This is a genomic window from Radiobacillus deserti (genome assembly GCF_007301515.1).
GTDB lineage: Bacteria > Bacillota > Bacilli > Bacillales > Amphibacillaceae > Radiobacillus > Radiobacillus deserti.
This window is the reverse complement of the sequence record NZ_CP041666.1, coordinates 2,448,887-2,473,959: the sequence shown is the minus strand read 5'-3', so window position 1 is coordinate 2,473,959 and position 25,073 is coordinate 2,448,887. Positions and strand designations below refer to the sequence as shown.

Annotated in this window: 30 protein-coding genes and 1 riboswitch; of the genes, 16 read left to right on the top strand and 14 right to left on the bottom strand. The window is 38.3% G+C overall.

What is annotated here, in order from left to right; genetic code table 11:
• Window positions 1–11 precede the first annotated feature (11 nt).
• On the top strand, window positions 12–1,676 hold the full coding sequence (locus tag FN924_RS13100; RefSeq protein WP_143895195.1) for a sodium:solute symporter family protein: 1,665 nt from the start codon (window positions 12–14) through the stop codon (window positions 1,674–1,676).
• Between the two features lie 35 nt (window positions 1,677–1,711).
• On the opposite strand, the gene qoxD is transcribed toward FN924_RS13100, so the two are convergent.
• From qoxD to qoxA, 4 genes are read right to left on the bottom strand one after another with little or no spacing between them, the layout of a single operon-like run.
• A complete protein-coding gene (gene qoxD, locus FN924_RS13095) occupies window positions 1,712–2,011 on the bottom strand; it encodes a cytochrome aa3 quinol oxidase subunit IV (RefSeq protein ID WP_143895193.1) in 300 nt (99 codons plus the stop codon).
• Window position 2,012: 1 nt separating this feature from the next.
• On the bottom strand, window positions 2,013–2,618 hold the full coding sequence (gene qoxC / locus FN924_RS13090) for a cytochrome aa3 quinol oxidase subunit III (RefSeq protein ID WP_143895191.1): 606 nt from the start codon (window positions 2,616–2,618) through the stop codon (window positions 2,013–2,015).
• The gene (qoxB, locus tag FN924_RS13085; RefSeq protein WP_143895189.1) at window positions 2,615–4,561 is read right to left on the bottom strand and encodes a cytochrome aa3 quinol oxidase subunit I; all 1,947 of its coding nucleotides are present in this window, start codon (window positions 4,559–4,561) and stop codon (window positions 2,615–2,617) included. Before qoxB ends, qoxC begins: the two co-directional genes overlap by 4 nt.
• Complete coding sequence (qoxA, locus tag FN924_RS13080; RefSeq protein WP_143897218.1) at window positions 4,558–5,538, bottom strand: cytochrome aa3 quinol oxidase subunit II; 981 nt, start codon at window positions 5,536–5,538, stop codon at window positions 4,558–4,560. The genes qoxB and qoxA overlap by 4 nt, the downstream gene beginning before the upstream one ends.
• A 292-nt stretch (window positions 5,539–5,830) precedes the next feature.
• Between qoxA and FN924_RS13075 the strand changes: the two genes are divergently transcribed.
• Complete coding sequence (locus tag FN924_RS13075) at window positions 5,831–6,004, top strand: YfhD family protein (RefSeq protein ID WP_143895187.1); 174 nt, start codon at window positions 5,831–5,833, stop codon at window positions 6,002–6,004.
• A gap of 121 nt (window positions 6,005–6,125) precedes the next feature.
• Window positions 6,126–6,428: a hypothetical protein gene (locus FN924_RS13070; RefSeq protein ID WP_143895185.1), complete on the top strand. Its 303-nt coding sequence runs from the start codon at window positions 6,126–6,128 to the stop codon at window positions 6,426–6,428.
• A gap of 36 nt (window positions 6,429–6,464) precedes the next feature.
• Here the strand turns inward: FN924_RS13070 and FN924_RS13065 are convergent, their stop codons facing one another.
• Both FN924_RS13065 and FN924_RS13060 read right to left on the bottom strand, forming a co-directional pair.
• The gene (locus FN924_RS13065) at window positions 6,465–6,893 is read right to left on the bottom strand and encodes a BrxA/BrxB family bacilliredoxin (RefSeq protein WP_143897217.1); all 429 of its coding nucleotides are present in this window, start codon (window positions 6,891–6,893) and stop codon (window positions 6,465–6,467) included.
• 20 nt (window positions 6,894–6,913) lie between these two features.
• Window positions 6,914–8,053, bottom strand: a complete 1,140-nt coding sequence (locus FN924_RS13060) for a conserved virulence factor C family protein (protein WP_143895183.1) — start codon at window positions 8,051–8,053, stop codon at window positions 6,914–6,916.
• Between the two features lie 164 nt (window positions 8,054–8,217).
• Between FN924_RS13060 and FN924_RS13055 the strand changes: the two genes are divergently transcribed.
• The 10 genes from FN924_RS13055 to FN924_RS13010 all read left to right on the top strand — a co-directional run bounded on the left by FN924_RS13055 (window position 8,218) and on the right by FN924_RS13010 (window position 16,630).
• The gene (locus FN924_RS13055) at window positions 8,218–8,415 is read left to right on the top strand and encodes a YozQ family protein (RefSeq protein ID WP_228409438.1); all 198 of its coding nucleotides are present in this window, start codon (window positions 8,218–8,220) and stop codon (window positions 8,413–8,415) included.
• A gap of 11 nt (window positions 8,416–8,426) precedes the next feature.
• Entirely contained in the window at window positions 8,427–8,681 is a 255-nt protein-coding gene (locus FN924_RS13050) for an alpha/beta-type small acid-soluble spore protein (RefSeq protein ID WP_143895179.1), read from the top strand.
• 484 nt (window positions 8,682–9,165) lie between these two features.
• Window positions 9,166–9,468 (top strand): iron-sulfur cluster assembly accessory protein, encoded by a 303-nt coding sequence (locus FN924_RS13045; RefSeq protein WP_143895177.1) that lies wholly within the window; start codon window positions 9,166–9,168, stop codon window positions 9,466–9,468.
• A 162-nt stretch (window positions 9,469–9,630) separates the two neighbouring features.
• Window positions 9,631–10,581 (top strand): ABC transporter permease, encoded by a 951-nt coding sequence (locus FN924_RS13040; protein ID WP_143895175.1) that lies wholly within the window; start codon window positions 9,631–9,633, stop codon window positions 10,579–10,581.
• Window positions 10,574–11,521 (top strand): iron chelate uptake ABC transporter family permease subunit, encoded by a 948-nt coding sequence (locus FN924_RS13035; RefSeq protein ID WP_143895173.1) that lies wholly within the window; start codon window positions 10,574–10,576, stop codon window positions 11,519–11,521. The genes FN924_RS13040 and FN924_RS13035 overlap by 8 nt, the downstream gene beginning before the upstream one ends.
• A complete protein-coding gene (locus tag FN924_RS13030; protein ID WP_143895171.1) occupies window positions 11,515–12,273 on the top strand; it encodes an iron ABC transporter ATP-binding protein in 759 nt (252 codons plus the stop codon). The genes FN924_RS13035 and FN924_RS13030 overlap by 7 nt, the downstream gene beginning before the upstream one ends.
• 117 nt (window positions 12,274–12,390) lie before the next feature.
• Window positions 12,391–13,347: a siderophore ABC transporter substrate-binding protein gene (locus FN924_RS13025; protein WP_143895169.1), complete on the top strand. Its 957-nt coding sequence runs from the start codon at window positions 12,391–12,393 to the stop codon at window positions 13,345–13,347.
• A gap of 154 nt (window positions 13,348–13,501) precedes the next feature.
• A riboswitch (cyclic di-GMP riboswitch) is annotated at window positions 13,502–13,589 on the top strand.
• A 106-nt stretch (window positions 13,590–13,695) separates the two neighbouring features.
• Window positions 13,696–14,157, top strand: a complete 462-nt coding sequence (locus FN924_RS13020) for a chemotaxis protein CheX (protein WP_143895167.1) — start codon at window positions 13,696–13,698, stop codon at window positions 14,155–14,157.
• A gap of 262 nt (window positions 14,158–14,419) precedes the next feature.
• Complete coding sequence (locus tag FN924_RS13015) at window positions 14,420–14,884, top strand: chemotaxis protein CheW (protein ID WP_143895165.1); 465 nt, start codon at window positions 14,420–14,422, stop codon at window positions 14,882–14,884.
• A gap of 45 nt (window positions 14,885–14,929) precedes the next feature.
• The gene (locus tag FN924_RS13010; RefSeq protein WP_143897216.1) at window positions 14,930–16,630 is read left to right on the top strand and encodes a methyl-accepting chemotaxis protein; all 1,701 of its coding nucleotides are present in this window, start codon (window positions 14,930–14,932) and stop codon (window positions 16,628–16,630) included.
• A gap of 34 nt (window positions 16,631–16,664) precedes the next feature.
• Here the strand turns inward: FN924_RS13010 and FN924_RS13005 are convergent, their stop codons facing one another.
• Entirely contained in the window at window positions 16,665–17,297 is a 633-nt protein-coding gene (locus FN924_RS13005) for a YczE/YyaS/YitT family protein (protein WP_143895163.1), read from the bottom strand.
• A 139-nt stretch (window positions 17,298–17,436) separates the two neighbouring features.
• On the opposite strand from FN924_RS13005, the gene FN924_RS13000 reads away from it, so the two are divergent.
• The gene (locus FN924_RS13000) at window positions 17,437–18,597 is read left to right on the top strand and encodes an acyl-CoA dehydrogenase family protein (protein WP_143895161.1); all 1,161 of its coding nucleotides are present in this window, start codon (window positions 17,437–17,439) and stop codon (window positions 18,595–18,597) included.
• Between the two features lie 13 nt (window positions 18,598–18,610).
• On the opposite strand, the gene FN924_RS12995 is transcribed toward FN924_RS13000, so the two are convergent.
• The 3 genes from FN924_RS12995 to FN924_RS12985 form a co-directional block, all read right to left on the bottom strand.
• Complete coding sequence (locus FN924_RS12995) at window positions 18,611–19,582, bottom strand: GGDEF domain-containing protein (RefSeq protein WP_143895160.1); 972 nt, start codon at window positions 19,580–19,582, stop codon at window positions 18,611–18,613.
• Between the two features lie 21 nt (window positions 19,583–19,603).
• Entirely contained in the window at window positions 19,604–20,449 is an 846-nt protein-coding gene (locus tag FN924_RS12990; protein WP_143895158.1) for an EAL domain-containing protein, read from the bottom strand.
• A 170-nt stretch (window positions 20,450–20,619) separates the two neighbouring features.
• Complete coding sequence (locus tag FN924_RS12985; protein ID WP_143895156.1) at window positions 20,620–21,081, bottom strand: YndM family protein; 462 nt, start codon at window positions 21,079–21,081, stop codon at window positions 20,620–20,622.
• Window positions 21,082–21,374: 293 nt separating this feature from the next.
• Here FN924_RS12985 and FN924_RS12980 point away from each other — a divergent pair, with 293 nt between their 5' ends.
• Together FN924_RS12980 and FN924_RS12975 are read left to right on the top strand one after the other, a co-directional pair.
• Window positions 21,375–22,847 (top strand): SulP family inorganic anion transporter, encoded by a 1,473-nt coding sequence (locus tag FN924_RS12980; RefSeq protein ID WP_143895154.1) that lies wholly within the window; start codon window positions 21,375–21,377, stop codon window positions 22,845–22,847.
• A 93-nt stretch (window positions 22,848–22,940) separates the two neighbouring features.
• Window positions 22,941–23,360 carry a universal stress protein gene (locus tag FN924_RS12975; RefSeq protein ID WP_143895152.1) on the top strand — a complete coding sequence of 140 codons (420 nt, stop codon included), beginning with the start codon at window positions 22,941–22,943 and terminating at the stop codon, window positions 23,358–23,360.
• Between the two features lie 37 nt (window positions 23,361–23,397).
• On the opposite strand, the gene FN924_RS12970 is transcribed toward FN924_RS12975, so the two are convergent.
• From FN924_RS12970 to FN924_RS12955, 4 genes are all read right to left on the bottom strand, one after another.
• A complete protein-coding gene (locus FN924_RS12970; RefSeq protein ID WP_143895150.1) occupies window positions 23,398–23,838 on the bottom strand; it encodes a GtrA family protein in 441 nt (146 codons plus the stop codon).
• Between the two features lie 78 nt (window positions 23,839–23,916).
• The gene (locus FN924_RS12965; RefSeq protein WP_143895148.1) at window positions 23,917–24,276 is read right to left on the bottom strand and encodes a fluoride efflux transporter FluC; all 360 of its coding nucleotides are present in this window, start codon (window positions 24,274–24,276) and stop codon (window positions 23,917–23,919) included.
• Window positions 24,273–24,665: a fluoride efflux transporter CrcB gene (crcB, locus tag FN924_RS12960; protein ID WP_143895146.1), complete on the bottom strand. Its 393-nt coding sequence runs from the start codon at window positions 24,663–24,665 to the stop codon at window positions 24,273–24,275. The genes FN924_RS12965 and crcB overlap by 4 nt, the downstream gene beginning before the upstream one ends.
• On the bottom strand, window positions 24,656–25,063 hold the full coding sequence (locus tag FN924_RS12955) for a Fur family transcriptional regulator (RefSeq protein WP_143895144.1): 408 nt from the start codon (window positions 25,061–25,063) through the stop codon (window positions 24,656–24,658). The genes crcB and FN924_RS12955 overlap by 10 nt, the downstream gene beginning before the upstream one ends.
• Window positions 25,064–25,073 lie beyond the last annotated feature (10 nt).

The following is a 25,073-nucleotide window of genomic DNA, read 5'->3' as shown; positions in this document are numbered from 1 at the left end:
ATGTAAGGATAATGGATGCACAGTTTTTAGTATCATTCGGACTTATATTAGCAACTTTTGGTCTATATATTGGAATTGCATTATTCAATAAAGCACGTCAAACATCTGATTTTTATGTAGCGGGTAGAAGTGTACCTGCAGTGTTTAATGGAATGGCCATCGGAGCGGACTGGATGAGTGCCGCATCCTTCATTGGGATGGCTGGTACCATTATGATCATGGGGTATGATGGCCTTGCCTACATTATGGGATGGACTGGTGGTTATTTACTATTGACATTCTTGTTAGCACCTCAGCTCCGTAAATATGGACGTTACACAGTACCAGAATTTATTGGGGACCGTTATCAAAGTAATACAGCAAGGTTGATTGCTGCAGTTGCTACCATTATTATTAGCTTCACTTATTCTATTGGACAATTATCTGGGTCTGGTGTGGTAATTGGGCGCTTATTAGAAGTAGATGTTGCTGTAGGGACTATGATCGGCGTTATATTAATTGCTTTTTACTCTGCATTAGGTGGCATGAAAGGAATCACATGGACTCAAGTTGCGCAATACCTCGTACTTATCATCGCGTACCTCATCCCTGTTATTTTTATGTCTCTACAACTAACAAGTAATCCAATGCCTTGGCTTTCTTATGGTCAAGTAATCGGTGAGTTAAGAGAACTTGATCAAGCACTAGGTATTACCGAATATGTCGTGCCATTTACGGAAAATACGAAATGGCAGTTTTTAGCGTTAATGTTCACGTTGATGGCAGGGACGGCGGGGTTACCTCACGTTATTGTTCGTTTTTATACAGTTGCTACGATGAAAGCAGCACGATGGAGTGGGGCATGGGCATTATTATTTATCGGGCTTCTTTATTTATCTGCACCAGCTTATGCGGCCTTCTCACGATTCATCTTAATGGATCAAGTTGCAGGCTCTCCTATTAATAACTTACCTGCGTGGACGACTGCTTGGGTAGATACAGGACAGCTATCCGTTGCGGACCAAAACGGGGACGGTGTTCTCCAATGGGCTGAGATTGTTATAAGTAAGGATATCGTAGTTATGGCCACACCAGAAATCGCTAATTTAGGTATATTTGTCATTGGGTTAATGGCTGCAGGGGCGATGGCGGCCGCACTATCGACTGCTGGAGGACTTATGATATCCATCTCAGCAGCTCTATCTCATGACATTTATTATCGGTCCATCAACCCGCATGCTAGTGAAGAAAAACGATTAGCGGTGGGTCGTTGGTCGATTGTCATTGCGACTGTAGTAGCAGGATTAGTAGCATTGAATCCACCGGGTGCGATTACTCAAATCGTGGCATGGGCTTTCGCATTAGCTTCAGGTTCGTTTTTCCCAGCCTTATTATTAGGAGTTTGGTGGAAGCGGTCTAATGGGCCTGGTGTTATTGCCGGTATGGTTACTGGTCTATCCGTATCTTTAGCTTACATTTTCGCTGCGAAGTATGGTGGGTTTACAATCCTAGGAATTGTCGATACAGGAGCAGGTGTTTTTGGCGCATCTGCAGCAATAGTTGCCAATATCGTCGTGTCGTTATTAACGAAAGAGCCTTCACAACAAGTACAGGATGAAGTGATAGACTTACGATACCCAGAGGAAATGACATATAAAGATGGAGAAGTATGGATTAAGGATGGAACAGAAGGATAAAGAAGAAGCATGGGATACTCATCCCATGCTTTCTTTTAGTGTGCTGCATGGCCAGATGTAAGGACCCAGATAGATCCGAACACAATAACCAAAGCAAGAAATACACTATATGCAATATTAATAATATTAACCGTTCCAGATTTCTCCGTAATGTGCATGAACATGAATAATTGAATACCTGCTTGTAATATAGCGAGGGTTCCAATAATCCACATTTTAATGTTAGAGGAGAAATCTGTTTGTAAAGCGATAAATGCTGCAATAAACGTTAACACAACAGATAATATAAACCCTATAATATGATTCCAAACGGAACTTTTATGCTCTTTTGCCATCTTACATCACCATCCCTTTTAGATAGACGAATGTAAAGATGAAGATCCAAACAACATCTAGGAAGTGCCAATAAAGACTGGCAATAAAGGTTTTTCTAGCTGTCACAGGTGTTAAGCCACGACGCGCTAATTGGATTAATAGAAGGATAATCCAACCAATTCCAAGTGAAACGTGTAGTCCGTGTGTTCCTAACAAAGTAAAGAAGGCAGATAGGAATCCACTTGTTTGAATAGTCGCTCCTTCATGAACGTAATGGATGAACTCTGTAACCTCCATATAAATAAACCCTAATCCAAGAAGTAGCGTTACAATCATCCAGCTGATTAAGCCTTTAAGTTTATTCTCACGCATTTGGTGAATAGCTAATCCACAAGTAAAACTACTTGTTAATAGAAGCATGGTTTCAATCATAACGTCTTTGATTTTGAATAGTTCTTCTTGCGTCGGTCCACCTGCTGTATTCATTTCAAGTACGAAATAAGAGGCGAAAAGGGTGGAGAAGAGAACAATCTCTGCTCCAAGAAAAATCCAAAACCCTAAAATATTCATTTGATTTTGTAGTCCACGATATTCTAATGGTCCGGTCGATTGAGTATGTGCACTCATTTCAGTTCACCTCTCCATTTACGTTCCGTTTCTTCTACCTCTTCAACGGAAACATGATAGCCTTCATCATAGTCAAATGAATTGGCAATAAGTCCAATCACAATAGCAACAGCTGAGATAGCAGCTAGGGTAAACCATTCAAATACGAGGAAGAAGCCAACTACTCCAAAGGCCACGCACATAAAGAATGGAGACCAAGCGTTGCTAGGCATGTGAATTTCCGTGATTTCTTCTTTCTTGAGATTCGTTCTACCTTCTTTTTTCATGACCCAGTATTCATCTAGAGATGAAACTTCCGGTGTTTTTGCAAAGTTATAATGTGGAGCTGGTGATGCTGTTGCCCATTCCAGCGTACGAGCATCCCATGGATCGTTTCCGACATCTCTTGATGCGTAGCGGAAGCTCCAGTAAATGTTGTAGCATAGCGCCGCAAATCCAGCAGCTAATACTAACGCTCCAACTGCTGAGAAGCCTAATAGACCTTCCCAACCAAGTCCTTCGGAATACGTGTACATACGACGAGACATACCTTTTAGTCCAACAAAGAACATTGGCATAAATGTCATATTAAACCCGATAACAAATAGCCAGAAATGCCATTTTCCGATTTTCTCGTTTAGGGCGAAGCCAAACATTTTTGGCCACCAGTAGTAAAGTCCAGCAAATACGGCAAATACAACACCTGGAATCAACACGTAGTGGAAGTGAGCCACTAAGAACATTGTATTATGGTATTGATAATCGGCTGCAGCCATCGCTAGCATTACTCCTGTTACACCACCGATCGTGAAACATGGAACAAAGGCAAGAGACCAAAGCATAGCATTCGTGAATTTAATACGACCTTTTCTCATCGTGAACAACCAGTTAAAGATTTTGACCCCAGTAGGTATCGCAATCATCATCGTTGTAATAGAGAAAACAGAGTTAACCGCAGGCCCAGATCCCATCGTATAGAAGTGGTGAACCCACACAAGCATACTTAGGAAAGCAATTCCCACAATGGAAGCCACCATGGATTTGTATCCGTATAGATTTTTTCTTGCAAATGTTGCAATAACTTCTGAGAACATTCCAAAGGCAGGTAGGATTACAATATAAACCTCAGGGTGTCCCCATAGCCAGAATAGGTTTAGCCAAAGCATTGGGTCTCCACCTGCTGCTACGGTAAAGAAGTGCGTGCCTAATAAACGATCTAATGTCATAAATGCAAGAGCAACAGTGAATATAGGGAATGCAGCAACGATAATAATAGACGTAATAAAAGAAGTCCATGTAAACATCGGCATTTTCATAAGTCCCATACCAGGTGCACGCATTTTTAGAATGGTAACGATAAAGTTAATCCCGGTAGCAAGTGTACCAATACCAGCAATTTGTAAGGCGATAGCATAATAGTTATTCCCAACGCCAGGTGTAAACTCTTTTCCTGCTAATGGGAAGTAAGAAGTCCAACCTGCATCAGGGGATCCACCTACAACAAAGGAGATGTTAAATAACATAGCTCCCGCGAAGAATAGCCAAAAGCTTAACGCATTTAATTTAGGGAATGCTACGTCACGTGCTCCTATTTGTAAAGGAACAACAACGTTCATAATTCCAATTAACAATGGCATAGCCATAAATAGAATCATGATAACACCATGAGTCGTAAAAATCTCATCATAGTGTTGTGCATCTAAGAATTCCATGTTTGGACGAGCCGTTTGGGCTTTCATCAACAGGCCATCCACACCACCACGGAAAAACATCACGACACCAGCTAGAATATACATAATACCAATTTTCTTATGGTCCACTGTCGTAAACCATTCTTTCCATAGATACTTCCACTTCTTAAGGTAGGTAACGAGGAAAAGAATGGAAACAATCGTTAGGCCAATCGCGATTTGAGAACCAAGAATCAGTGGTCCCCCGTCTACTAGTAATTTATCTAGACTCATTCAGATTCGCCTCCCTGTTCATCTTCTGATGAACCATGATCATGCTCGTGGTTCATTTCTTCTTCCATATCTTCAGAATGGTGCTCTTCCGGATGTTCCTCAGAAGCTCCGTGATTAATTTCATAATCTTCTGGGTCTGTTAGCAATTCTGAATGATGATTTGAGTGTTGGAACCATTGTAAATGAGTGTCGTTAAACGTCATTCTTCCAACTTGTCCTGGTTGTACGATTTCTACATATTTTTCTTTTGTTAAAGTAGGAGCTGTTTCTTTTACTTCTTGAACCCATTTGTTGAAATCTTCACTTGTTTGGGATTCTACTTCAAAGTCCATGTGAGCATAGCCTTTTCCGTTGAAGTTTGTATTTCTTCCAAGGTACGTTCCAGGATTTTCAGCAACTAAATAAAGCTTTGTTTCCATATTTGCCATCGTATATTTCTGACCACCTAATGCAGGAACCCAAAAGGATTGCATCGTACCGGTAGAAGTCAGCTTGAAGAGTACTGGAGTATCTTCTGGAATATTTAAATAGTTCACTGTTTCAATCCCTTGTTCAGGATAACTGAAAATCCATTTCCAATCCGCAGAAGTAACATGAATCACTAATGGTTCTTCATGGTCATATGCCTCTGGAATATCTTCTAGGTCATACGTAGCCATAACAGTTGGAACAGAAAGAATAGCAACAATAATAACTGGAATCACAAACCAAGTTATTTCTAATGCTTTACTGCCTTCTTCTTCTTCCGGTTCTTTATCCATGTTTTCTGGTTTTTCACGATATTTCCAAACGATGTATGCAAATAAAGCAAACACAACGATGACAACAACAGCCATCATAATCATGGAAAATATAATTAAATTTGCTTGTGTTTTTGCAACTGGTCCTTGTGGATCAAGCACGACCATATTGGTTTCGCATCCAGTCAGGACAGCTAATAACAGAACGAGAGGGATAATGTATTTAATAAATCTCATGTTCTGACTCCCTTCCACTTGCACTTCAAAGTAGTGTAATGATAATTTCGCGTTCATTTGCCATAATACCACCTGCTAAGATACAAAAAACCCACCTTCACAGCCTTGTCAAAAAGAGTTCAAGAAACGTCCGCTTTTTATTCATAGAAAAGACACAAATGCAGCATATTCAGGATTAGAAGGTGCATTTTTCCTTTAAACATCGGAGTAGTCATAGACACATTTTGTTAGGAATGAAATCCTTCGGAACGGAAAATCTAAGGAAGAACATGAAGAAAAGGGGTGTTTTAAAATGGGTAGAGATGATCATAAAGGCAAAAGCAGAAACAAACTAGCACAAACGCCAAAGTACGAGAAAACAACAGATGGTATTGACGTGGAGTTCTCAAGAGAATTAGCTGACCACGAGGATATAGAAGCGCAAGCTCGCTCGAAAGCTGCTGACGCAAGAGCGCATAAAAGATAAATTGTCTCTTAAGGCTGGAGGGGTCATACCTTTCAGCTTTTTATTTTATTCAAATTTGAATTCTTTTCTTATTAATTGGTAAGCGGTAAAATAAGGGGAACACGTAAAGGAGAGAGACTACATGGAGAATCCACTTGATTTAATGATTCAACAAGTAGCTATTTCAAAATCTACTGAATATAGCGGGTATAACATACGGTTTGAAATAAGTGGACAACAATACCATATGTTAGTTGGAAAGAATACGGATTACATAGCAATCAACATAAAACACCTGTTTCACTCGAAAGCAACCTGTGCTCTTTGTGGGAAAAGAGTGTTTCCTGCTCCTTTAGGTCAACAAATTTGTTCCTATTTACAAGAAGAGAAGGAAAGACTACTTCCGTATTTTCTTACGTCCTATTCCGAACAGTTTGTATCATAAGTAAACGGATGGCTAGGTTTTTGCCATCCGTTTTTCTTAGCAATATTCATTATAAGCGTTTGTAAGGTTTGCAACGATTTCTTCTATATCGTGATCTTCAATATCCTCTCTTGGCACAAAATGTACAACTTGCCCATCCTTTAAAAGTGCTACTGATGGAGAGGATGGTTCAATTCCTTCAAAATAATCACGCATTCTTGCTGTTGCCTCTCGATCTTGACCAGCAAACACGGTTACGAGTTGTTCAGGTTTCTTTTCATTCGATAAGGATTCTCGAATGGCTGGTCGTGCTAAACCTGCTGCACAGCCACATACCGAATTTACAACAACAAGAGATGTTCCTTTTGTTTCTCCTATAAAGTTATCGACAGCCTCTGGTGTCGTTAACTCTTCAAAGCCAGCATGGATAAGCTCATCTCTCATTGGTTGTGAAACTTCTTTCATATATTGTTCATATGCATTCATCTTATCGTTTACCCCTTTTCTTAAGACTTGTTTTTTGTTGCTTGTGTCATTTGATGCCACACGGAGCCTTTTGCTTCCTCTCCGCCTTCTATCCGTTCAATGGCGAGTTTTATTTGCATGCGAACTTCGAATTCTGGATCATCTGCGGCTTCTTTCAATGCATCCAGCGCCGTTTCATCCCCAATTTCAAATAAATACATGGCGGCTCTCCAACGTACAATACGATTAGAGTCTCTTAACGATTGTATCATATGAGGCATTGCTTCCTTAAACCCCAAGTCAGACAAGCAGTCACCAGCTGTTCTTCTGACAGTTACTACTTTATCTCGAAGCGCTTTGTATAAATATGGAAGTACTTCTGGTTCCTCAATCATTCCGAGATAAGCAGTTGCTAGTCTACGGATGGATGCCTTTTCATCTTGTAAGGCTTTTTCTAGAACTGGCAATGTTTCAAAGGACGGTTCCATTTTGTCTAAGGCAGCATATCGTATTTTCCAATCCGTATTATCTAAAGCTTGTAACAAACTGGATACAGTTTCGGATGATTGAGCCACTTCAACAGGTTCTTCCTGTATAGCTTGTTGAACAAGGACATGTAGACGCTCTGAATCATAACTAGCTAGAATTTCTTCTAGCACCTCTTTACCTATCTCTTCAATCGTACCGTAACGAGTGCTTTGTTCTACCCATTTACGTTCCATTACAAAAGCGGGTGAATCAGCGGAGGCCTTCATAACAGCATCCATAAATTCACTAGGTAATCCAACTCTATGCTCTTCTTCGCCTTCTTGAAGCTTTATTTGAATCGGAATATCCCGGTACATTTGGATAAGCACCTTAATTTCTTTGTATGGGTCTTCTGCTTGATGTTTATCGATAGGAGTAGAAACCATTTCTTCTGCTTGACCAAACACATTTCTTACAGCAGGAAGAATAGATTCCCATGCGACTTTCGGTTGACGTTCTAAGGCAAGAAAATCTGTAACGTGATAAATGCCCTTTACGCCTTCTATCTTCATGAGCTGTTTGATGAAAGAAGGTGCTTGTTCTAATGAGTCATCCAATTTATAGTTAACACTTTTCCCATCCGGTAAGGATTTGTCTAAATTTATTTTCATCGAATGGGGACTTGGTGTCGGTTCAATCGAAACAATCTTCATTTCAAAATTCCCCCTTTATGACCTTTCTTATTGGTGATTTTACCAAATGCTAACTTTTATATCCATTCCCGACGTTTACCGATAAGCGGAAATCATATTTTTCTTCGTAAAGCTAAACCTAGATATATGGAAGGAGTGAAGCTACATGCCAAATAAAAAAACAAGTGAAGTGGCACGTAAAATTTTTTCAGCCAGAGCAATATAACAGTAATGATGAAACGGAACAAGGCCTTGCAGTTACCCATGAACAAGCTTCTGACACACTTGTCGAAGGTACGATTGATGGGAGAATCGATAATGTGAAACGCAACGGTTCATTAAAAAATGGTCAAGGCAGAGATATCCCTAGAGAAGGATATTAGGAGGCTTTCATATGGCAAGAAGAAACAAGATTTTAGTTCCGGAAGCAAGAGAAGGACTCGACAGATTGAAAGAACGAGTGACAAATACGAGACAAGCTGATCAAACGAAGTATGAAGTGGCAAAGGAACAAGGAATTCATCTTGAAAAAGGGTATAACGGAAATATAAAAGCCAAGGATGCCGGTAAGGTAGGGGGCCAAATTGGTGGGAATATGGTAAAAGAAATGATTCGTATGGCTCAACAGCAGTTGAATGAAAAAAGATAAAGAAAAGGGAGTATGCTCCCTTTTCTTTGGTTATTGAACTTTGAAGTCGCCAAAACGATACTCGGTTCGCCAAAAAACGCGTAACGCGACAAAAAAGGTTTAGGTCGCTAAACCTCGAACCAACACGTTACAATGAGGTGCGAAGCACAAAGAAACCAGTCAACCTATTGGTTATCTCACCCTATTCATAAATGTTGACGTTGATAATCATTTTCAATTATAATGGCGGAAGTGAAAAATCCCTTTCTCATTGCCAAAACGAGGAACCAGTTTTCTTTCATCAGATAGTAGAAGGTGGTCGTTGGGAATCAAAAGAAGCGGGAAAGAGTCAACAACTTTTGAAATTACATAAGCAATGTAAATGGAAGCTAATTCATTATGGATTCCACTCAAGGAACGTAATAGGTTCATGCATAAAAATGTGTAATCTAGGACTAAATCAACACTTGAATGGTAATATAGAGAAAAAGATGGAGTGATAGCTATGAAATGTAAGATTAATCGTAATGCAGCAAAAGTCCTAAAAGAATGGCTTGCTAGTGACGGGGTTGAAGGAAAAATGGTTCGAGTTTATGTAACGGAACATCATGGAAACCACGCTCACTATGACATTATGCTGGATGAGCCTACTGAGCATGATGAAATTGTTCATACCGATAAGGATATAGATGTTTTATTAGATAAGCGGGAAGAATTTTTAGATGGTGTGTGGGTTCAATATTTTTATGTACCAGAGGAAGGTTTTGTTATTACGAATACCTCAAAAGGACATCATCATCCGCATTAATAAAAAACCCCATGTTTTGAAATTCACTCAAAACTGGGGTTTTTTCTATAAATTCTCAATTAGAGGTTGACAAATGAGAACGAGGTGGTAAGATAAGAATTGTCTAATTGATAATGAATTTCATTATTACTTGGAAAACCTATATCTAGAAAAGGGTTTATTATGAAAAAAAGATATCTAGTACTTGCTTTAGTTGTATTTTCCTTTGCCTCCATATTTATTGGGGTTTCAAACGTAACACCTTTAGACTTGTTCCACTTTTCGGACGATCAGCTAGATATACTGTGGATTAGTCGAATTCCAAGACTAATTAGCATTATTATTGCTGGAGTAACGATGAGTATTTGTGGATTAATTATGCAGCAATTGAGTCGGAACAAGTTTGTATCTCCGACTACGGCAGGGACGATGGACTCTGCGAGATTTGGAATTTTAGTTGCGCTTATGCTATTTCCTACAGCTTCTCTAATGCAAAAGATGGCCGTTGCCTTCGTGTTTTCTCTTTTGGGAACTTTCATTTTTATGAGTATTTTGGAACGAGTAAAGTTCAAGGATGCTATTTTCATTCCGTTAGTTGGATTGATGTTTGGAAATATTGTTTATTCCATTACAACGTTCTTTGCTTATAAAAATGATTTAATTCAAAACATGTCAGCATGGTTGCAAGGGAATTTTGCGTTAATTATCCAAGGGCGATATGAAATACTTTATATTAGCGTTCCTTTGGTAATTCTTACGTATTTCTATGCAAATCGGTTTACGATAGCTGGTATGGGAGAAGAATTCGCAACAAATCTAGGTTTAAATCATCGGTTTGTTGTCAATGTCGGACTAGTCATCGTTGCCTTAGCTTCAACCGTTGTAATCCTAACGGTAGGAATGATTCCGTTTTTAGGTCTGATCATTCCAAATATCGTTTCTATGTATCAAGGAGACCATTTAAAAAAGAGCCTTTCTCACACGGCCTTGTTAGGAGCTGTTTTCGTCCTATTTTGTGATGTGTTAGGTCGAGTGATTATTTATCCATACGAAATTGCGATTGGAGTCACAGTTGGAGTTATCGGGAGCGGTATATTCTTATATCTAATTATGAGGAGATCTGCTTATGAGTAATTCAGTTAAATTGATTGTGTTAACTGGATTGGCTCTCCTTTTAACCAGTATTTATTTATTCGTCGACTTAGGAACAAATTGGGAGTACATATTGGGAAGACGCTCAGAAAAGGTAATTGCTCTAGTTGTGACGGGTACTGTTATTGCTTTTTCGACGATGATATTCCAAACGATCACAAATAATCGGATTCTTACACCTAGTGTAATAGGATTAGATAGATTATATCTACTGACCCAAACTTTTATTATTTTTGTATTTGGTTCCACCAGTACTATTGTATTAAATGAGAACTTAAATTTTTTACTTTGTGTAGTATTAATGGTTCTCTTTGCGAGTCTTCTATTTAAATTTTTATTTAAAAGACAGCAAAACATTTACTTTCTACTTTTAGTTGGACTTGTATTCGGTACATTTTTTGAAAGTCTGTCCGAGTTCATGCAAGTTTTAATTGATCCAAACGAGTTCCTAATCATACAAAACAGTATGTTCGCAAGCTTTAATAGTATGAATACGAACTTATTAGTCATCAGCATTATCATTTTTATCCTTGCAACTGCGTATTCTTGGCGGTACTTGAAATATCTGGATGTCTTATCTTTAGGAAAAGAACACGCAGTAAATCTGGGAGTGGATTATGATTTTGTTGTGAAACGATTACTCATTGTTATTGCGGTTCTCGTTTCTGTTTCTACAGCATTGGTTGGACCAATCACATTTTTAGGATTGCTAGTTGCCAACATTGCGCATGAATTTTTCAAGACGTATAAACATACATACCTTATCATTGGCTCCATCTTAATTAGTATCGTAGCCCTCGTTGGCGGTCAAATGATTGTGGAAAGAGTTTTTACTTTTTCCACCACGCTAAGTGTCATCATTAACTTCGTCGGTGGTGTGTACTTCATTTACCTCTTGTTAAAGGAGAATAAATCATGGTAGTTGTAAAAGAAGTATCCAAGAAATATGGAACAAAGAATGTTGTGGATCAGGTTTCTCTGGAAATTCCAAAGGGAAAGATTACTTCATTCATCGGACCTAATGGTGCTGGGAAAAGTACATTGTTATCTATGGTTAGTCGCCTTATTACACAGGATGAAGGAGAAATCCTCATCGAAAACCAAGAGGTGACTAAAACAAAAAGTAGAGAACTAGCTAAAAAGATAGCAATTTTAAAACAGTCTAATCATATTGGTATTCGCTTGACGATTCGAGAACTGGTTAGCTTTGGACGTTTTCCTTATTCTCAAGGGAAATTAACAAAGGAAGATCAATCCTTTGTTAACGAAGCAATCGATTATATGGAGCTTCGTGACATACAAGATAAGTTTCTAGATCAGTTAAGTGGTGGTCAGCAGCAAAGAGCTTACATTGCGATGGTTATTGCCCAAAACACAGAGTACATTCTTTTAGATGAACCACTTAATAATTTGGATATGCGCCATTCCGTGCAAATCATGAAGGTACTTCGAAGATTAGTAGATGAGCTTGGAAAAACGGTGATTATTGTCATTCATGATGTGAACTTTGCATCTGTTTATTCGGATTATATTGTGGCCTTAAAGGATGGGAAGGTCATAAAAATGGGAAGCAAAGACGAGATTATTGATCGTAAAGTCCTAAAGGATGTCTATGATATGGATATTCAAATCCAGGACATTGATCAGTGTAAGATTTGCTTGTATTTTTCTTAACTTAGGTATTGAAGTAATGTGTTAGGTTGATTCAGACATAGTGGGCCCAGAAACATGCTATGGATGGATAATCTACACGATACTTTTTTATAAATAATATTCAGGGGTGATTTTACAGTGAAAAAGATAGTAACGCTTATCTTCCTTTTACTTGTATCTATATTTTTAGCAGCATGTGGAGATGATTCATCTTCTAGCTCTGACAAAAACACGGCAGAGGCCAGTGAAGACAAAGCAGAAACAATAACAGTGAAGCATGAATTAGGAGAAACAGAGGTTCCTGTTAACCCGGAAAAGGTAGTTGTATTTGATTACAGTACACTTGATACGTTAGATGCGCTTGGTGTAGATATTACAGCTTTGCCGAAGGATAATTTACCGGATTTCCTTTCCAAATTTAGTGCTGATGAATATGAAAATGCAGGTACTTTATTTGAACCAGATTTTGAAAAATTAAGTGAGATTGACCCAGATTTAATTATCATTGCAGGAAGAACTTCTGAAGCATATGAAGATCTTCAAGAGCTCGCTCCAACTATTATGATGAGTGTGGACAGTGCTAATTTTGTGGAATCCTTTAGTTCTAATGTGGAACTACTTGGCAAAATCTTTGGGAAAGAAAAAGAAGCTGAAGAACAGCTAACTGCTATTAAAGAAGAAATTAGTGCAACAAAAGAAAAAGCAGAAGCAACTGGTAAAAATGGATTAATTATTTTAACAAATGATGGTGGTGTAAGTGCATACGGTCCAGGATCTAGATTTGGATTCTTGCACGATGCCTTAGGATTTGCTCCAGCCGACGATACGATTGAAGCGTCTACACACGGACAAAATGTATCTTTTGAATACATTGCAGAAACAAACCCAGATTTCTTGTTTGTTGTAGACCGTAATAAAGTAGTAGGTGGAGAATATTCTGCTGAAAAAACATTAGATAATGAATTAGTAAATGGAACAAATGCAGCAAAAGAAGAGCAAATTGTTTACTTAAATCCAGATTATTGGTATTTAAGTGGTGGAGGAATTACCTCTGTCTCTGAAATGATTAACGAAGTTTCAAGTGCTATTGAATAATGAAAACCAGCCTAAGGGCTGGTTTTTTTCATATTTTGGTAGTAATGGATAAAAGATATAAAGTATTCTTTCGGCGAATATTATCGATTTTTGTTGAAACGGTTGGTTATCGAACGTATAATACATATGAGCAACCTGGTTCATTACAAGTTAACAACGTTAAAGGCAAACTATTTGAAAGAATAGGACGCAAAGCCAAGGATCTAAGGTGAATGTTTCACTAGGACCGCCTGGCTACCAAATCTATACTGGAATTCCAGAACATTTGGCTATTTCATCAAGAAATAGCTTTTTTTGTTCCATTTTCTTTCTGTGGAATTCACACTTTTCAACAAAGGGGGGGTCGTTTTGACGGCTGTAGCAAGAAACGAAGTGGTAAAGGAATTATATAACGGTACGATTCAGTCTTTTAAGACCGTAGTACCTGTCCCACACGAGGTTGGTAGTCCTCAGAAATCGGATTCAGTGTTAATGGTTAATTTTGGTGTTCTAATTGGTATCACTGGTGACATCAAAGGAAGAATCCTACTCAAAGCAGATTCCTCTGTATTCAGTGCTATTGGAGAAGTAATGTTTGGAATGCCTCTAGAAGGAGAAATGCTTTCCTCTTTTTCTGGCGAATTAGGAAATATGATTGCGGGAAGCTTGTCTACAACACTAGCAAGTAAAGGTATTACAACGGATATTACATATCCAACGGTTATGGAAGGCGAGAGTAAATTGTCTGGCTTTGATAGCTCCATTTTGGTAAATATTAATTTTGGTACTACTGGACTTATGGAAATTTATTTATTAATAGATAATTCGTAAAAAACCCTTCAATATTTGTAATATTGTGTCGATAAAAGAGGAAATATGTAATATTTCCGAAATGTTGGCGCTTTTTCAGTATCCTACCTACTCTATCTCCTTTTCCCTCGTTCATCCCATTCGACGAGGGAACGGGTGATGCATTTCCCGAAAAAAGCCACCTTTTCTTGAAATATCCCATTCCAAATGATGTTAGTAACGCTTTAGGTAATACCTAAAGCATTCTAATAGATAGACCTAGATTCTGAAGGAGGAATATAAAATGGAGGCGTTTTCGAAATTTATAGTATTTCGTGTGAATGAACAGGAATACGCTGCTGACATTCAACAAGTAGTATCCATTGAGAAAGTGCAAGAAGTGGTTCAGTTACCACAAACACCAGACTTTATTAAGGGTGTCATCAATCTACGAGGAAGTATTACACCTATTCTTGATCTTAAACAGCGATTAGGTATGCAAGAAGCTACATACACAGATCAAACTAGAATTCTAATTGCTAGTATGGAAAATGTACAGGTTGGTCTCGTGGTAGATGTAGCAACAGATGTACTTGATATTGATAACAGCGTGGTGGAACCAGCTCCAGATATGGTTGGTGGGGTTAGCTCCAAATATTTAAAAGGGGTAGCTAAACTAGAGAATCGTTTGTTATTACTCTTAGATTTAGAAAGAGTTCTAAGTTTTGAAGAATTACATGAAGTTCAACAAGTTGCACAAGAAGATTAAATAGAAAAAGAGAATGAACTAGTGGTTATATTAAATGGGAATGGGGTGCTAGATTTGTTGAATTTTAAAATCAAAAGTCTAAGAACTAAACTAATACTTGGATTCGGAATAGTAATTGGTGCAATCATTTTAATGAGCTTTTTAACGTACGGAAGTATTCAAGGATTGAATGAAAACACTAAAGAAATGGATAGAAATGTAGAACTATTGATAATAGATGAGAAGTTAGCTTTTAATATTTCTCAAAGAATTGCTCTTACTAGGGGATACGTATTGTTTGGAGAGGAAGATTATAAGACAAGATTCGAACAGTATTCGGAGGATGGTAAGGCTTTAAAAGAAAAATTACTAAAATTATCGAACTCTGAAGAAGCAGTAGAATTAGTTAATAAAACTGAAGCCTGGGAAAAGATGGTTCGAACAGAAGTTTTTCAACGGTATGATAGTGGTCAAGAAGAGATTGCAAAAGCAAAGCTTCAACAGACCGTGCAAAGAGAGTCAAGAGAGTTAATGGATGGGTTTAACAAAATGTCTACAAAAAGAGAGGAAATTGTTGAAGAATTAAGTCATAATAATGTTGAATCTGGTCAGACAACAACAATTGTTAACCTTTTATTTGCTGGCTTTGTTATCATCGCTGCAGTCATTATTTCGCTAATTACAGCTAGAACTATTTCACGTCCCATCAAAATGGTAATGGAGCGTATGAACCTTATCGCGGCAGGAGATTTAAGTAATGACGAGCTTAAGACTAAATCCGTGGATGAAGTTGGACAACTAGTCACAGCAACGAACCAAATGAGTAATAATATGAGAGAATTACTCGGAGAGGTTTATACGGTATCTGAATCTGTTTCTGGTCAAAGTGAAGAATTAACTCAAGCTGCGAACGAAGTTAAAGAAGGAAGTAACCAAGTTGCTTTTACGATGCAAGAGCTTTCTTCCGGTTCAGAAACACAAGCAAACACAACTAGTGAACTAGCATCTGCTATGGTTTCCTTCTCAGAAAAAATTCAACAAGCTAATAAAGGTGGAGAATCTATTCACACCTCTTCTCAACAAGTGTTGGAGTTAACAGAAGAAGGGGCAGAGCTTATGGCTTCCTCTATCGATCAGATGGCAAAAATTGATCGAATTGTACAAGATGCAGTCACAAAAGTTAGAGGCTTAGACCAACAATCACAGGAAATTTCTAAACTAGTCGGAGTTATTAAGGATATTGCAGAGCAAACGAACCTACTTGCGTTAAATGCAGCAATCGAAGCAGCTCGTGCTGGTGAGCATGGAAAAGGCTTTGCTGTCGTAGCGGATGAGGTTCGGAAATTAGCAGAACAGGTTTCCTTGTCTGTAACAGACATTACGAGCATTGTAAGCAGTATTCAATCAGAATCTAGTACCGTAACAGAATCCTTAGAAGGTGGATATAAAGAAGTAGAAAATGGGGCAAACCAAATTAGTACTACTGGTCAAACCTTTGAAAATATCAACTCTGCTGTAGTGGAAATGGTGAATAGCATACTAGAAGTTTCCGAAAATCTGGCTAATATTGCTGAAAATAGTGAAACGATGAATAAATCAATTGAAGACATTGCAGCTATCTCAGAAGAGTCAGCAGCTGGTATTGAGGAAACATCTGCGTCTGTTCAACAAACAACCAGTTCTATGGAAGAAATTGCAGCTAATTCAGATCAGTTAGCACGACTGGCAGAGGACTTAAATCAGCTATTGAATCGATTTAAACTATAAAAGATTAAAGCGGAAGGGTATCCCTTCCGCTTTTTTATGCTACTTGTCTCTTGGAATGTTTCGGAGAATGAAGCTTTTCAAGGAAAGGGAAAAAAGCTTTAATCATAAGCCCAGTGAACAAGGCATTCATTATAGTACCAAGTCCAATTGGACCGTTAAGGAAGAAGGCGAGTGTAACAAGCACGATGCTTATCATACCTCTAGAATAAACAAAGCTCCATCCAGTTAGCTCTGATACGACGAGCATGGAACGATCTAAGGGAATAGGAGCTAGTTTTGATTGTAAATAGGTGGCAACACCTAAGCCTGTGCAGATAATGCCAAGGAGCAAACAGATGAATTGTTCCAGAAAGCTACTTGGAACAAGCCAGTCACGAAAAAACCATAGCCAGGTATCAATACCAATTCCTGTAACGAAAGAGGTAACGAGGGCCAAATATTCAGGTCGTTTCCTTATGAGAATCGCGTTCATGATAATCATGACAAATCCAACGGCAACCTCCCAAGTCCCAACCGTTAACCCGACTGTTCGGTATAATCCCACTAAAAGAGCATCAAATGGAGAAGTACCCAACCTGGATTGGATGCATAACGTAATACCTAGGGTTAAAATTGCAATTCCGATTATAAACAAGTGAACGTTTTGTTCCAATAATTTGTTTTTCATAGATGCCACGACCTTTCTGAATATCGTGCTAACTATAACAAAGTCTCCTCCCATTGAGAAGTATTTCGTTTTCAATCATAAGAGTGGAAGATAAAACAAGGAGTGCGATATGATTTAGAAAAGATAGGAGGAGGTAGCGATGAAGTTATTCGATACGTTTGTGAAAAATAGTCGTCAACATTCGCTAGTGGAGAAAGCTGCACGCTTAGCAGATGTTGCCAAAGCGAGTGGCAAAGAAATGGATGAGAATGCGGATTTTTCCGAGGAAACGCTGGAAGCTTTTAAGAAGGAAACCTATTTTTCCTTACCATTACCACAATTATTAGGAGGAGAAGGCTTATCTGTTTACGAACTTTTACTCCTTCAAGAAAGGCTTGCCGTTGGAGACGGAGCAACTGCCCTATCGGTTGGCTGGCATATGGGAATTGTCATGGAATTAGCGGAGGAAAATGACTGGGATCCAGATGTGTTTTCCACCTTTGTTAGAAAGATTCATACAAAACAATATGTGGTGAATCGAGCAGCATCCGAGCCTGCGACCGGCAGTCCCACAAGAGGAGGAAGACCAGAAACAACAGCGATAAAATTAGAGGATGGGACGTATCAACTAACAGGGAGAAAAACGTTCACAACTATGGCTAGTGTTTTAGATTATTATCTTGTATCTGCATATGTGAAGGAAAAGGATGTTGTTGGCTGGTTTTTAATTGAGAAAGGTACAGATGGTCTACAGATAGAAAAAACTTGGGACACGCTAGGGATGCGAGGAACAGGTAGTCACGATCTGGTTATGGACAATGTCCGAGTTCCAAAAAAACACTTGGTCGAAGTGGCAAGTTCTAAGAAGCCTATACCAAAAGGCTGGTTACTTCATATTCCAGCTTGTTACCTCGGTATTGCGATTGCGGCAAGACATGATGCCATTCATTTTGCTAAAAGCTTTCAGCCCAATAGCTTGAATACACCTATCTCAGAGGTTGCACATGTTCAACAAAAAATTGGGGAGATGGATCTAAAGTTAATGTCGGCTCGTCATTTTATGTATAGTGTAGCAGATAAATGGGATAAGCATCCTGAGTTAAGAGCGCAATTAGGAAGTGAATTGGCAGCTGTCAAAATTGCGGCGACAAATGCTGCTAGTGAGGTTGTTGATCTTGCCATGAAAATTGTAGGAGGGAGAGGTCTATCAAAGAATATGTCATTTGAAAAGTATTATCGGGATGTTCGTGCTGGCTTACATAATCCGCCTATGGAAGATATGGTCATACTGCAGCTAGCTAAACAGGCTTTATTAGATTAGGAAAGGGTCCGCGTCAAGTTGCGGACCCTTTTGTCAATTGATTTTCATCATTAGCTAGGTAACTACTCCCGTTCATCATTTTACACTGTTTCTTTAATAATGTCGCTTGGTCTACTATTTCCTCCACACTAGTGAAGCTCTCTTTTATATTCGTTACTATTGCGATTGAAATAGACACTAATGGAATTTTATCTCTTATTCCAAACCTGTTTTCTGTGTACACAAAATTATTTTCTAAATCATCTTGATTATAATATTGCTTAATTTCTTCATCAAACCTGCTCGTAATTCGTTGACTAACGGATTTGTAATCATGATTATATAAGAGTGCGATATAGTCATCCCCACCAATATGACCGAGGAAATAATCATACTCATGAAGTGCTTCCTTTAGAATTCTGGCGGTTAATTCAAGCACTTTGTCTCCATTTGAAAACCCATAAACGTCGTTATAGGATTTAAAATGATCTAAATCTATGTATAGAACACTAAAAGGATGGACTAAGTCCAAATGCTCAAGTCTTTCTTCAATAACGTGATTACCTGGTAAGCCTGTTAGCGGATTCATATAAGTTGCAATTTTTGCTTGTACTTCTGCAAATTTCATTAGTAGGTTTCGGATACTGACGACTCCTTTATAAAGGTCGTTTTCCGTAACGATAACATAATCGTATAATGCCTCATCTTTTCGATTCATGGCCAAGCGGCTTACTTCAACAATCGATGTCGTAACATCTACAACTAGTATGTCTTGAATCATTAAGACTTCAACAGGTTTACCCATGAATAAGTTATATCCATAGAGGGTCCCTAATTTTTGATAAAAGTTGGTCCTCGTAATAAGGCCAATTGGATGCTGATTCTCTAAGACAACAATACCTTCACAAGTCTTTACATCTCGAAATAAAGTGTCCGCATATTGATTGGATTTCGTCTTATCCAGAACGGGCACCGTTTCTACAATCTCACCAATCCAAGTAGGCATAGCTTTTCCCCCATTGCTCCTTTAAGAGATACTCTTTAACGATTCCCTCGGTTTTCCTAATAAAAAGCCTTGTCCATAATGGACTCCTAATTCTTGGAGGATTGTCAAATCTTCCACACGCTCGATTCCCTCGGCGATAACAGACGTGTGGGATTCGTTAGCAAAATCAAGAAGAAGACTGACCATTTTTTGTTGATCAGGATTTTCGTCCATGTAATGGATTAACGATCTGTCTAATTTAATAAATTCTGGCTTTAATTGCACGACGCTTTTTAAACTGTTATAACCAGACCCGGCATCGTCAACAGCAATTCTAAAGCCTTGCTCTCGGTAATGAGAGAGTATTTTTTCAAACAACACATAATCCTTCACTGCTTTTTTTTCAGTTAGTTCAAATACAATTTGGTTCGGTGAAAGATTGTATCGCTTTAATAATTGCAAGGTTTCTCCACTTTTGTAATCTGAATCTAACAGTACTTGTGGGTGGATATTAACAAATAGTAATCGTTCTTCAAGATTTGAATCATATGTAATATTGTCATGAAAGCGTTCAAAAGAAATATTGCGACAGTATAAATCAAAACGAAATGCTTGATTGGTTAAGCCGATGTAGTCGTAAAAAGTTTCTGTGTTTGGAAAATGTTTGGAAAAAGGAGGGCGATTTAACGCTTCATATCCAATAACTTTCTGAGTAGATAAATGAGTAATAGGTTGGAAATAAGTAGTCAGAAGTTGATCACGCATCACTTTTTGTAACTCGGCAAATTTAAAATAATCTAGTGCAATTCTTTTCTCTCTTCCATAAACAAAATTCATGTAAGAATAGAGATTACTGATATGGAATGGCGATAATAAATTATTCTGCATATTGGACATCCTTTTACTTAAACTGTGACGCCTTTGTAGTTATTTTGGACACGTCTAGCGCGTGCACTCTTAAGTATAATGAGGAATTGTTAAAAGCGTTTAAAATTAATGTAAAGTTTATAGGATATCGTTATAAAGGATCCCTCTTTTGAATAAGAGGGATCCTTTGATTAATCATCATCCGTTCGTTTGTTATTAACACGAATGTAATCAGCATCAGGATTTTCTTCTGCAAATTCTGTGCTTAATCGTTGAACATATTCTGTATTAAATCCGGCATCCTGGTCAACTTCCAGTACTTTATTCTGCATATACACGTGGAATACAGCTTCTGAGCATGCAATGAGAAAGGCTGCAAATAAAGAGACACTTATTGAAAATTCAGCTTGAATGAATGCTGCGGTTAATAACCAGACAGCAAAAAAGCTTAAACCAAAATCAGCTATAGTAGCTGTTAAATTTCCAAAATTCTTCAAGATGAGTAAATCTCCAAGGACATACGCAACACCTGTGACTAAAACACTAATTAATAAAATGTTGCCGATTGAAGCCTGATTAAGGATGCCTAGTACAGAATAGAGCACGATGGCGATGACTAGAAACTTTATCGATAACGCTTTTACATGTTTCATTTACAACATCCTCTCTAAAAACTTCACGATTATTTTTTCCTAAACCATGAATGTTAAGCAGGTAAGTTCTTGAAAAGGAATGGCAGAAATTGTTCAGAGGAATTCTTGATTTTAAGAAAAATGCTATAAAGGAGAGAATGAGTTAGAAATCTCTAGATAAATAGCAATGTTATACGCTTACATGAGTGTTTGGTTTATTGGTATGCTGTGGTATCATTCCATTTGTTCTATACGGCCCCGACTTTCATGAGAGTTGAAAGTCACATAAAAGATAGAGAGGAAGAGATACTGAATTGAATATATCGACAATGAAACAAGATTGGCTAGGTAATATCCGAGGGGATATTTTAGCTGGGATTGTGGTTGCTTTAGCTTTAATACCTGAAGCAATTGCTTTTTCCATTATTGCTGGGGTTAGTCCTATGGTTGGACTATACGCGTCTTTCTGTATTGCAGTAGTTATTTCATTCTTTGGGGGAAGACCAGCAATGATTTCTGCTGCCACAGGTGCTATGGCGCTCGTGATGGGGGACTTAGTTGCAGATTATGGTTTACAATATCTTTTAGCAGCAACGATCCTTACAGGAATCTTACAGGTGTCCTACGGCTTCTTTAAAGTCGCTAGACTAATGAAATTTATCCCACGCTCTGTCATGATTGGTTTTGTAAATGCATTGGCTATTCTCATTTTTATGTCTCAGCTTCCGCATTTTGCTGGAGAATCATGGCATATGTACGCGATGGTAGCTGGTTCATTAGCTATTATTTATCTTTTTCCATTTGTAACAAAAATAATCCCTGCTCCATTAGTAGCGATTATTGCGATTACAGTTGTTGCGATGTTAACAGGTAGTGGAGTTCGAACTGTAGGAGATATGGGAGAATTGTCGCAAACATTACCTATGTTTTTGTTGCCAGATATTCCGTTAACCTTTGAAACGCTACAGATTATATTTCCAACTGCCCTTGCGCTTTCCGTGATTGGGCTACTGGAATCCTTCTTAACTGCCCAAATCGTGGATGATATGACGGATTCTGATAGCAATAAAAATCGTGAGGCGAAAGGTCAAGGGATAGCAAACGTTGTTGCCGGCTTCTTTGGTGGTATGGCAGGCTGTGCGATGATTGGACAATCCGTTATCAACGTAAAATCGGGAGCGAGAGGACGTCTGTCCACGTTTGTTGCAGGAGTATTCTTAATGCTACTCATCGTCGTTTTTAACGATATCCTTGTTCAAATTCCAATGGCAGCGCTAGTTGGGGTTATGATTATGGTATCCATTGGTACATTTGATTGGAGTTCTGTAACAAACTTGCATCTAATGCCAAGAACAGACGCTATTGTAATGGTAGTTACAGTCACTGCTGTTGTTCTAACACACGACCTTTCAATCGGTGTTTTGATTGGTGTTTTATTAAGTGCTATATTCTTTGCATCGAAAATTTCGAAGGTAGAGGTAATTGGAATACAAGCTCAAGGAAGTCGTAAGAAAGTGTATAAAGTGAAAGGGCAATTATTCTTTGCCTCCGTAACAGATTTTGTAAGCAGCTTTGATTTTAAAGAAGACATCGATGAAATGGAGCTTGATTTAACAGGTACGCACTTATGGGATGATTCCGCTGTTGGAGCGATTGATAAAGTAGTCCTTAAATATAAAGAAAATCAAACGGAAGTAACTGTAGTTGGATTAAATAAAGAAAGCTCAAGCTTGGTGGAAAGACGAGCAGTTTACGATAAGCCTTCAAAAAAAATCGCTAGTCATTAAAAGGGGAGCAGCTGCTCCCTTTTTAACATTTTAAAATGTTAACGTTTCCCATTTTTGTTATAATGGTTGTATATTGAATGTGAGGATGATGGTATGTTTTCCAAAATTCTATTAGCTTCAGATGGATCTGCGCATGCTCAAAGAGCAGCCGATAAAGCAATTGGATTAGCAGAACATAATCGCAATGCGCATGTAATCGTAATTTATGTGATAGACAGTACAAAATCGAAATATGATGTTCTTCATCATCATAATGCCATTGAAATAGACATGAAAAGAAAAGAAAGACTTGAAATGACAGAGCAAAAATTGAAAAAAGCAGGTTTGTCTTACGAAATCATCATTCTTCATGGAGAGCCTGGTCCGGAAATTGTGAAGTTCGCAAATAGCGAAGATGTGGATGTTTGTGTCATTGGAAGTCGAGGACTTAATTCATTACAAGAAATGGTGTTAGGAAGTGTTAGTCATAAGGTAGCAAAACGAGTAAATTGTCCCGTGATGATTGTAAAATAAGAAACGTTGATGATATCATCAACGTTTTTTTATGGAGTTAAGCTTCAGTTCTGTTTCGAAAAACAAAAAATTTCATCAAGAAAAAGCTTGTCGTGGATGATAAAATCATGGCCATTGCTTTGGAAATATTAGATTCGATGAATAGTGGAAAATACATCATCCCAGGTAAATGGAAGACCCACATTAATCCGATGAATACTGCATTGCTAATCCCTAAAGCAATAATGGCTTGTATGATAAATAAAGAAATTTCCCGTGTATCGGTCTTAGCATGATGCCCAAACGTATATTTCGCATTCCAAAAGTAGCTGTTTATAATAGCTAACGTATAAGAAATCGTATTAAACAGTAAAAGCAATCCGGCTTCTTCCGTTGGCCATATCCACAAAAATAAGTTTAGAGAAGCAAGGTCAACGATCGCATTCGTTAGGCCAATAAAACTAAACTGTAAAACTTGGCCACCTGCTTTTTTTGCCATACTTGGTCTCCTTTATCGAACATTTCCGAACCTGTATTATAAAGTATAAGCAATGTAGCTACAACTATTCCGTTACGGCTACATTCCTATCCATAATATAAGACTTATGATTAGTATGGATGCAAGAAAAGATACGGATACATATTGAAAGGCAGACCTATACTGTTGGTTTTGTATCATCGAAACAGCTTCCATACCGAAAGTGGAGAACGTAGTAAACGCTCCACAAAATCCAATTCCACCTAATGCCCAGATTTGAAACGAAATGATACCGTGCTCTAGTAGAAGAAAGAAAGCGGCTAGTATCGCTGAGCCAAGTATATTGACAAGGATGGTTCCATGGAATTGGTGAAAATCGGGTTTATTCCATACTTGGCTTATGGAGAAACGAGCGATTGCTCCTAAGAATCCACCTAATGCTACTAGAAAAATGGTCATGATTCCTCCACCTTTTTTCGTGCTAGTTTAAATCCTAAAAACGCACAGGCAAGACCACCAAATACGCTTATAAAGACATATCCGAAAGCTGTGATCGGATGTGCTTGAAACAGCTGCCATGTGTCGACGGAAAAAGTAGAAAATGTAGTAAAGGACCCTAGGAAACCTGTTCCTATTGCGACACGATAGGGAGCGGAGAGCCGTTGCAACCGGGGATGATTCGATGCAATTGGCAACAAAAAGCAACCCACTAAATTAACTAGTAAGGTTGCAAACGGAAAAAAGGTAGCATTTAAAAAGGTGGAGATTCCAAAACGAGAAAGGGAACCAGCAATTCCACCTAATCCAATAGCTAAATACGTATTTGCATCATGTACTTTTATTGACATGCTGGACACAATCCATATATCTCAAATTTATGATCTTCTACAACAAAGCTATCGAGCTCAGAGCGAATATCATCCATAGGACACGTATGAACCTCTTTGGTGAACCCGCAATCCTTACATATGAAATGATGGTGATGATGCGTGTCACATTTAATCCGGAATTGCTTTTCCCCATTCAATTCTGTAGCCTCTAAAATGCCTAATTCCGAAAAAAGATGGAGATTACGGTAAATGGTATCGTAGCTTATTCCTTTATACGTTGGCTCCATAAAGCTTAATAGATCCTTCGCGGATCGATAACGATCTTCACCTGCGAAATATCCAATCATATCTTCCCGTTTTCCTGTATATTTATAACCGTTTTCTTTCAGTATGTGTAAGGCGTCCTTCACATCCATCGGTATGCTC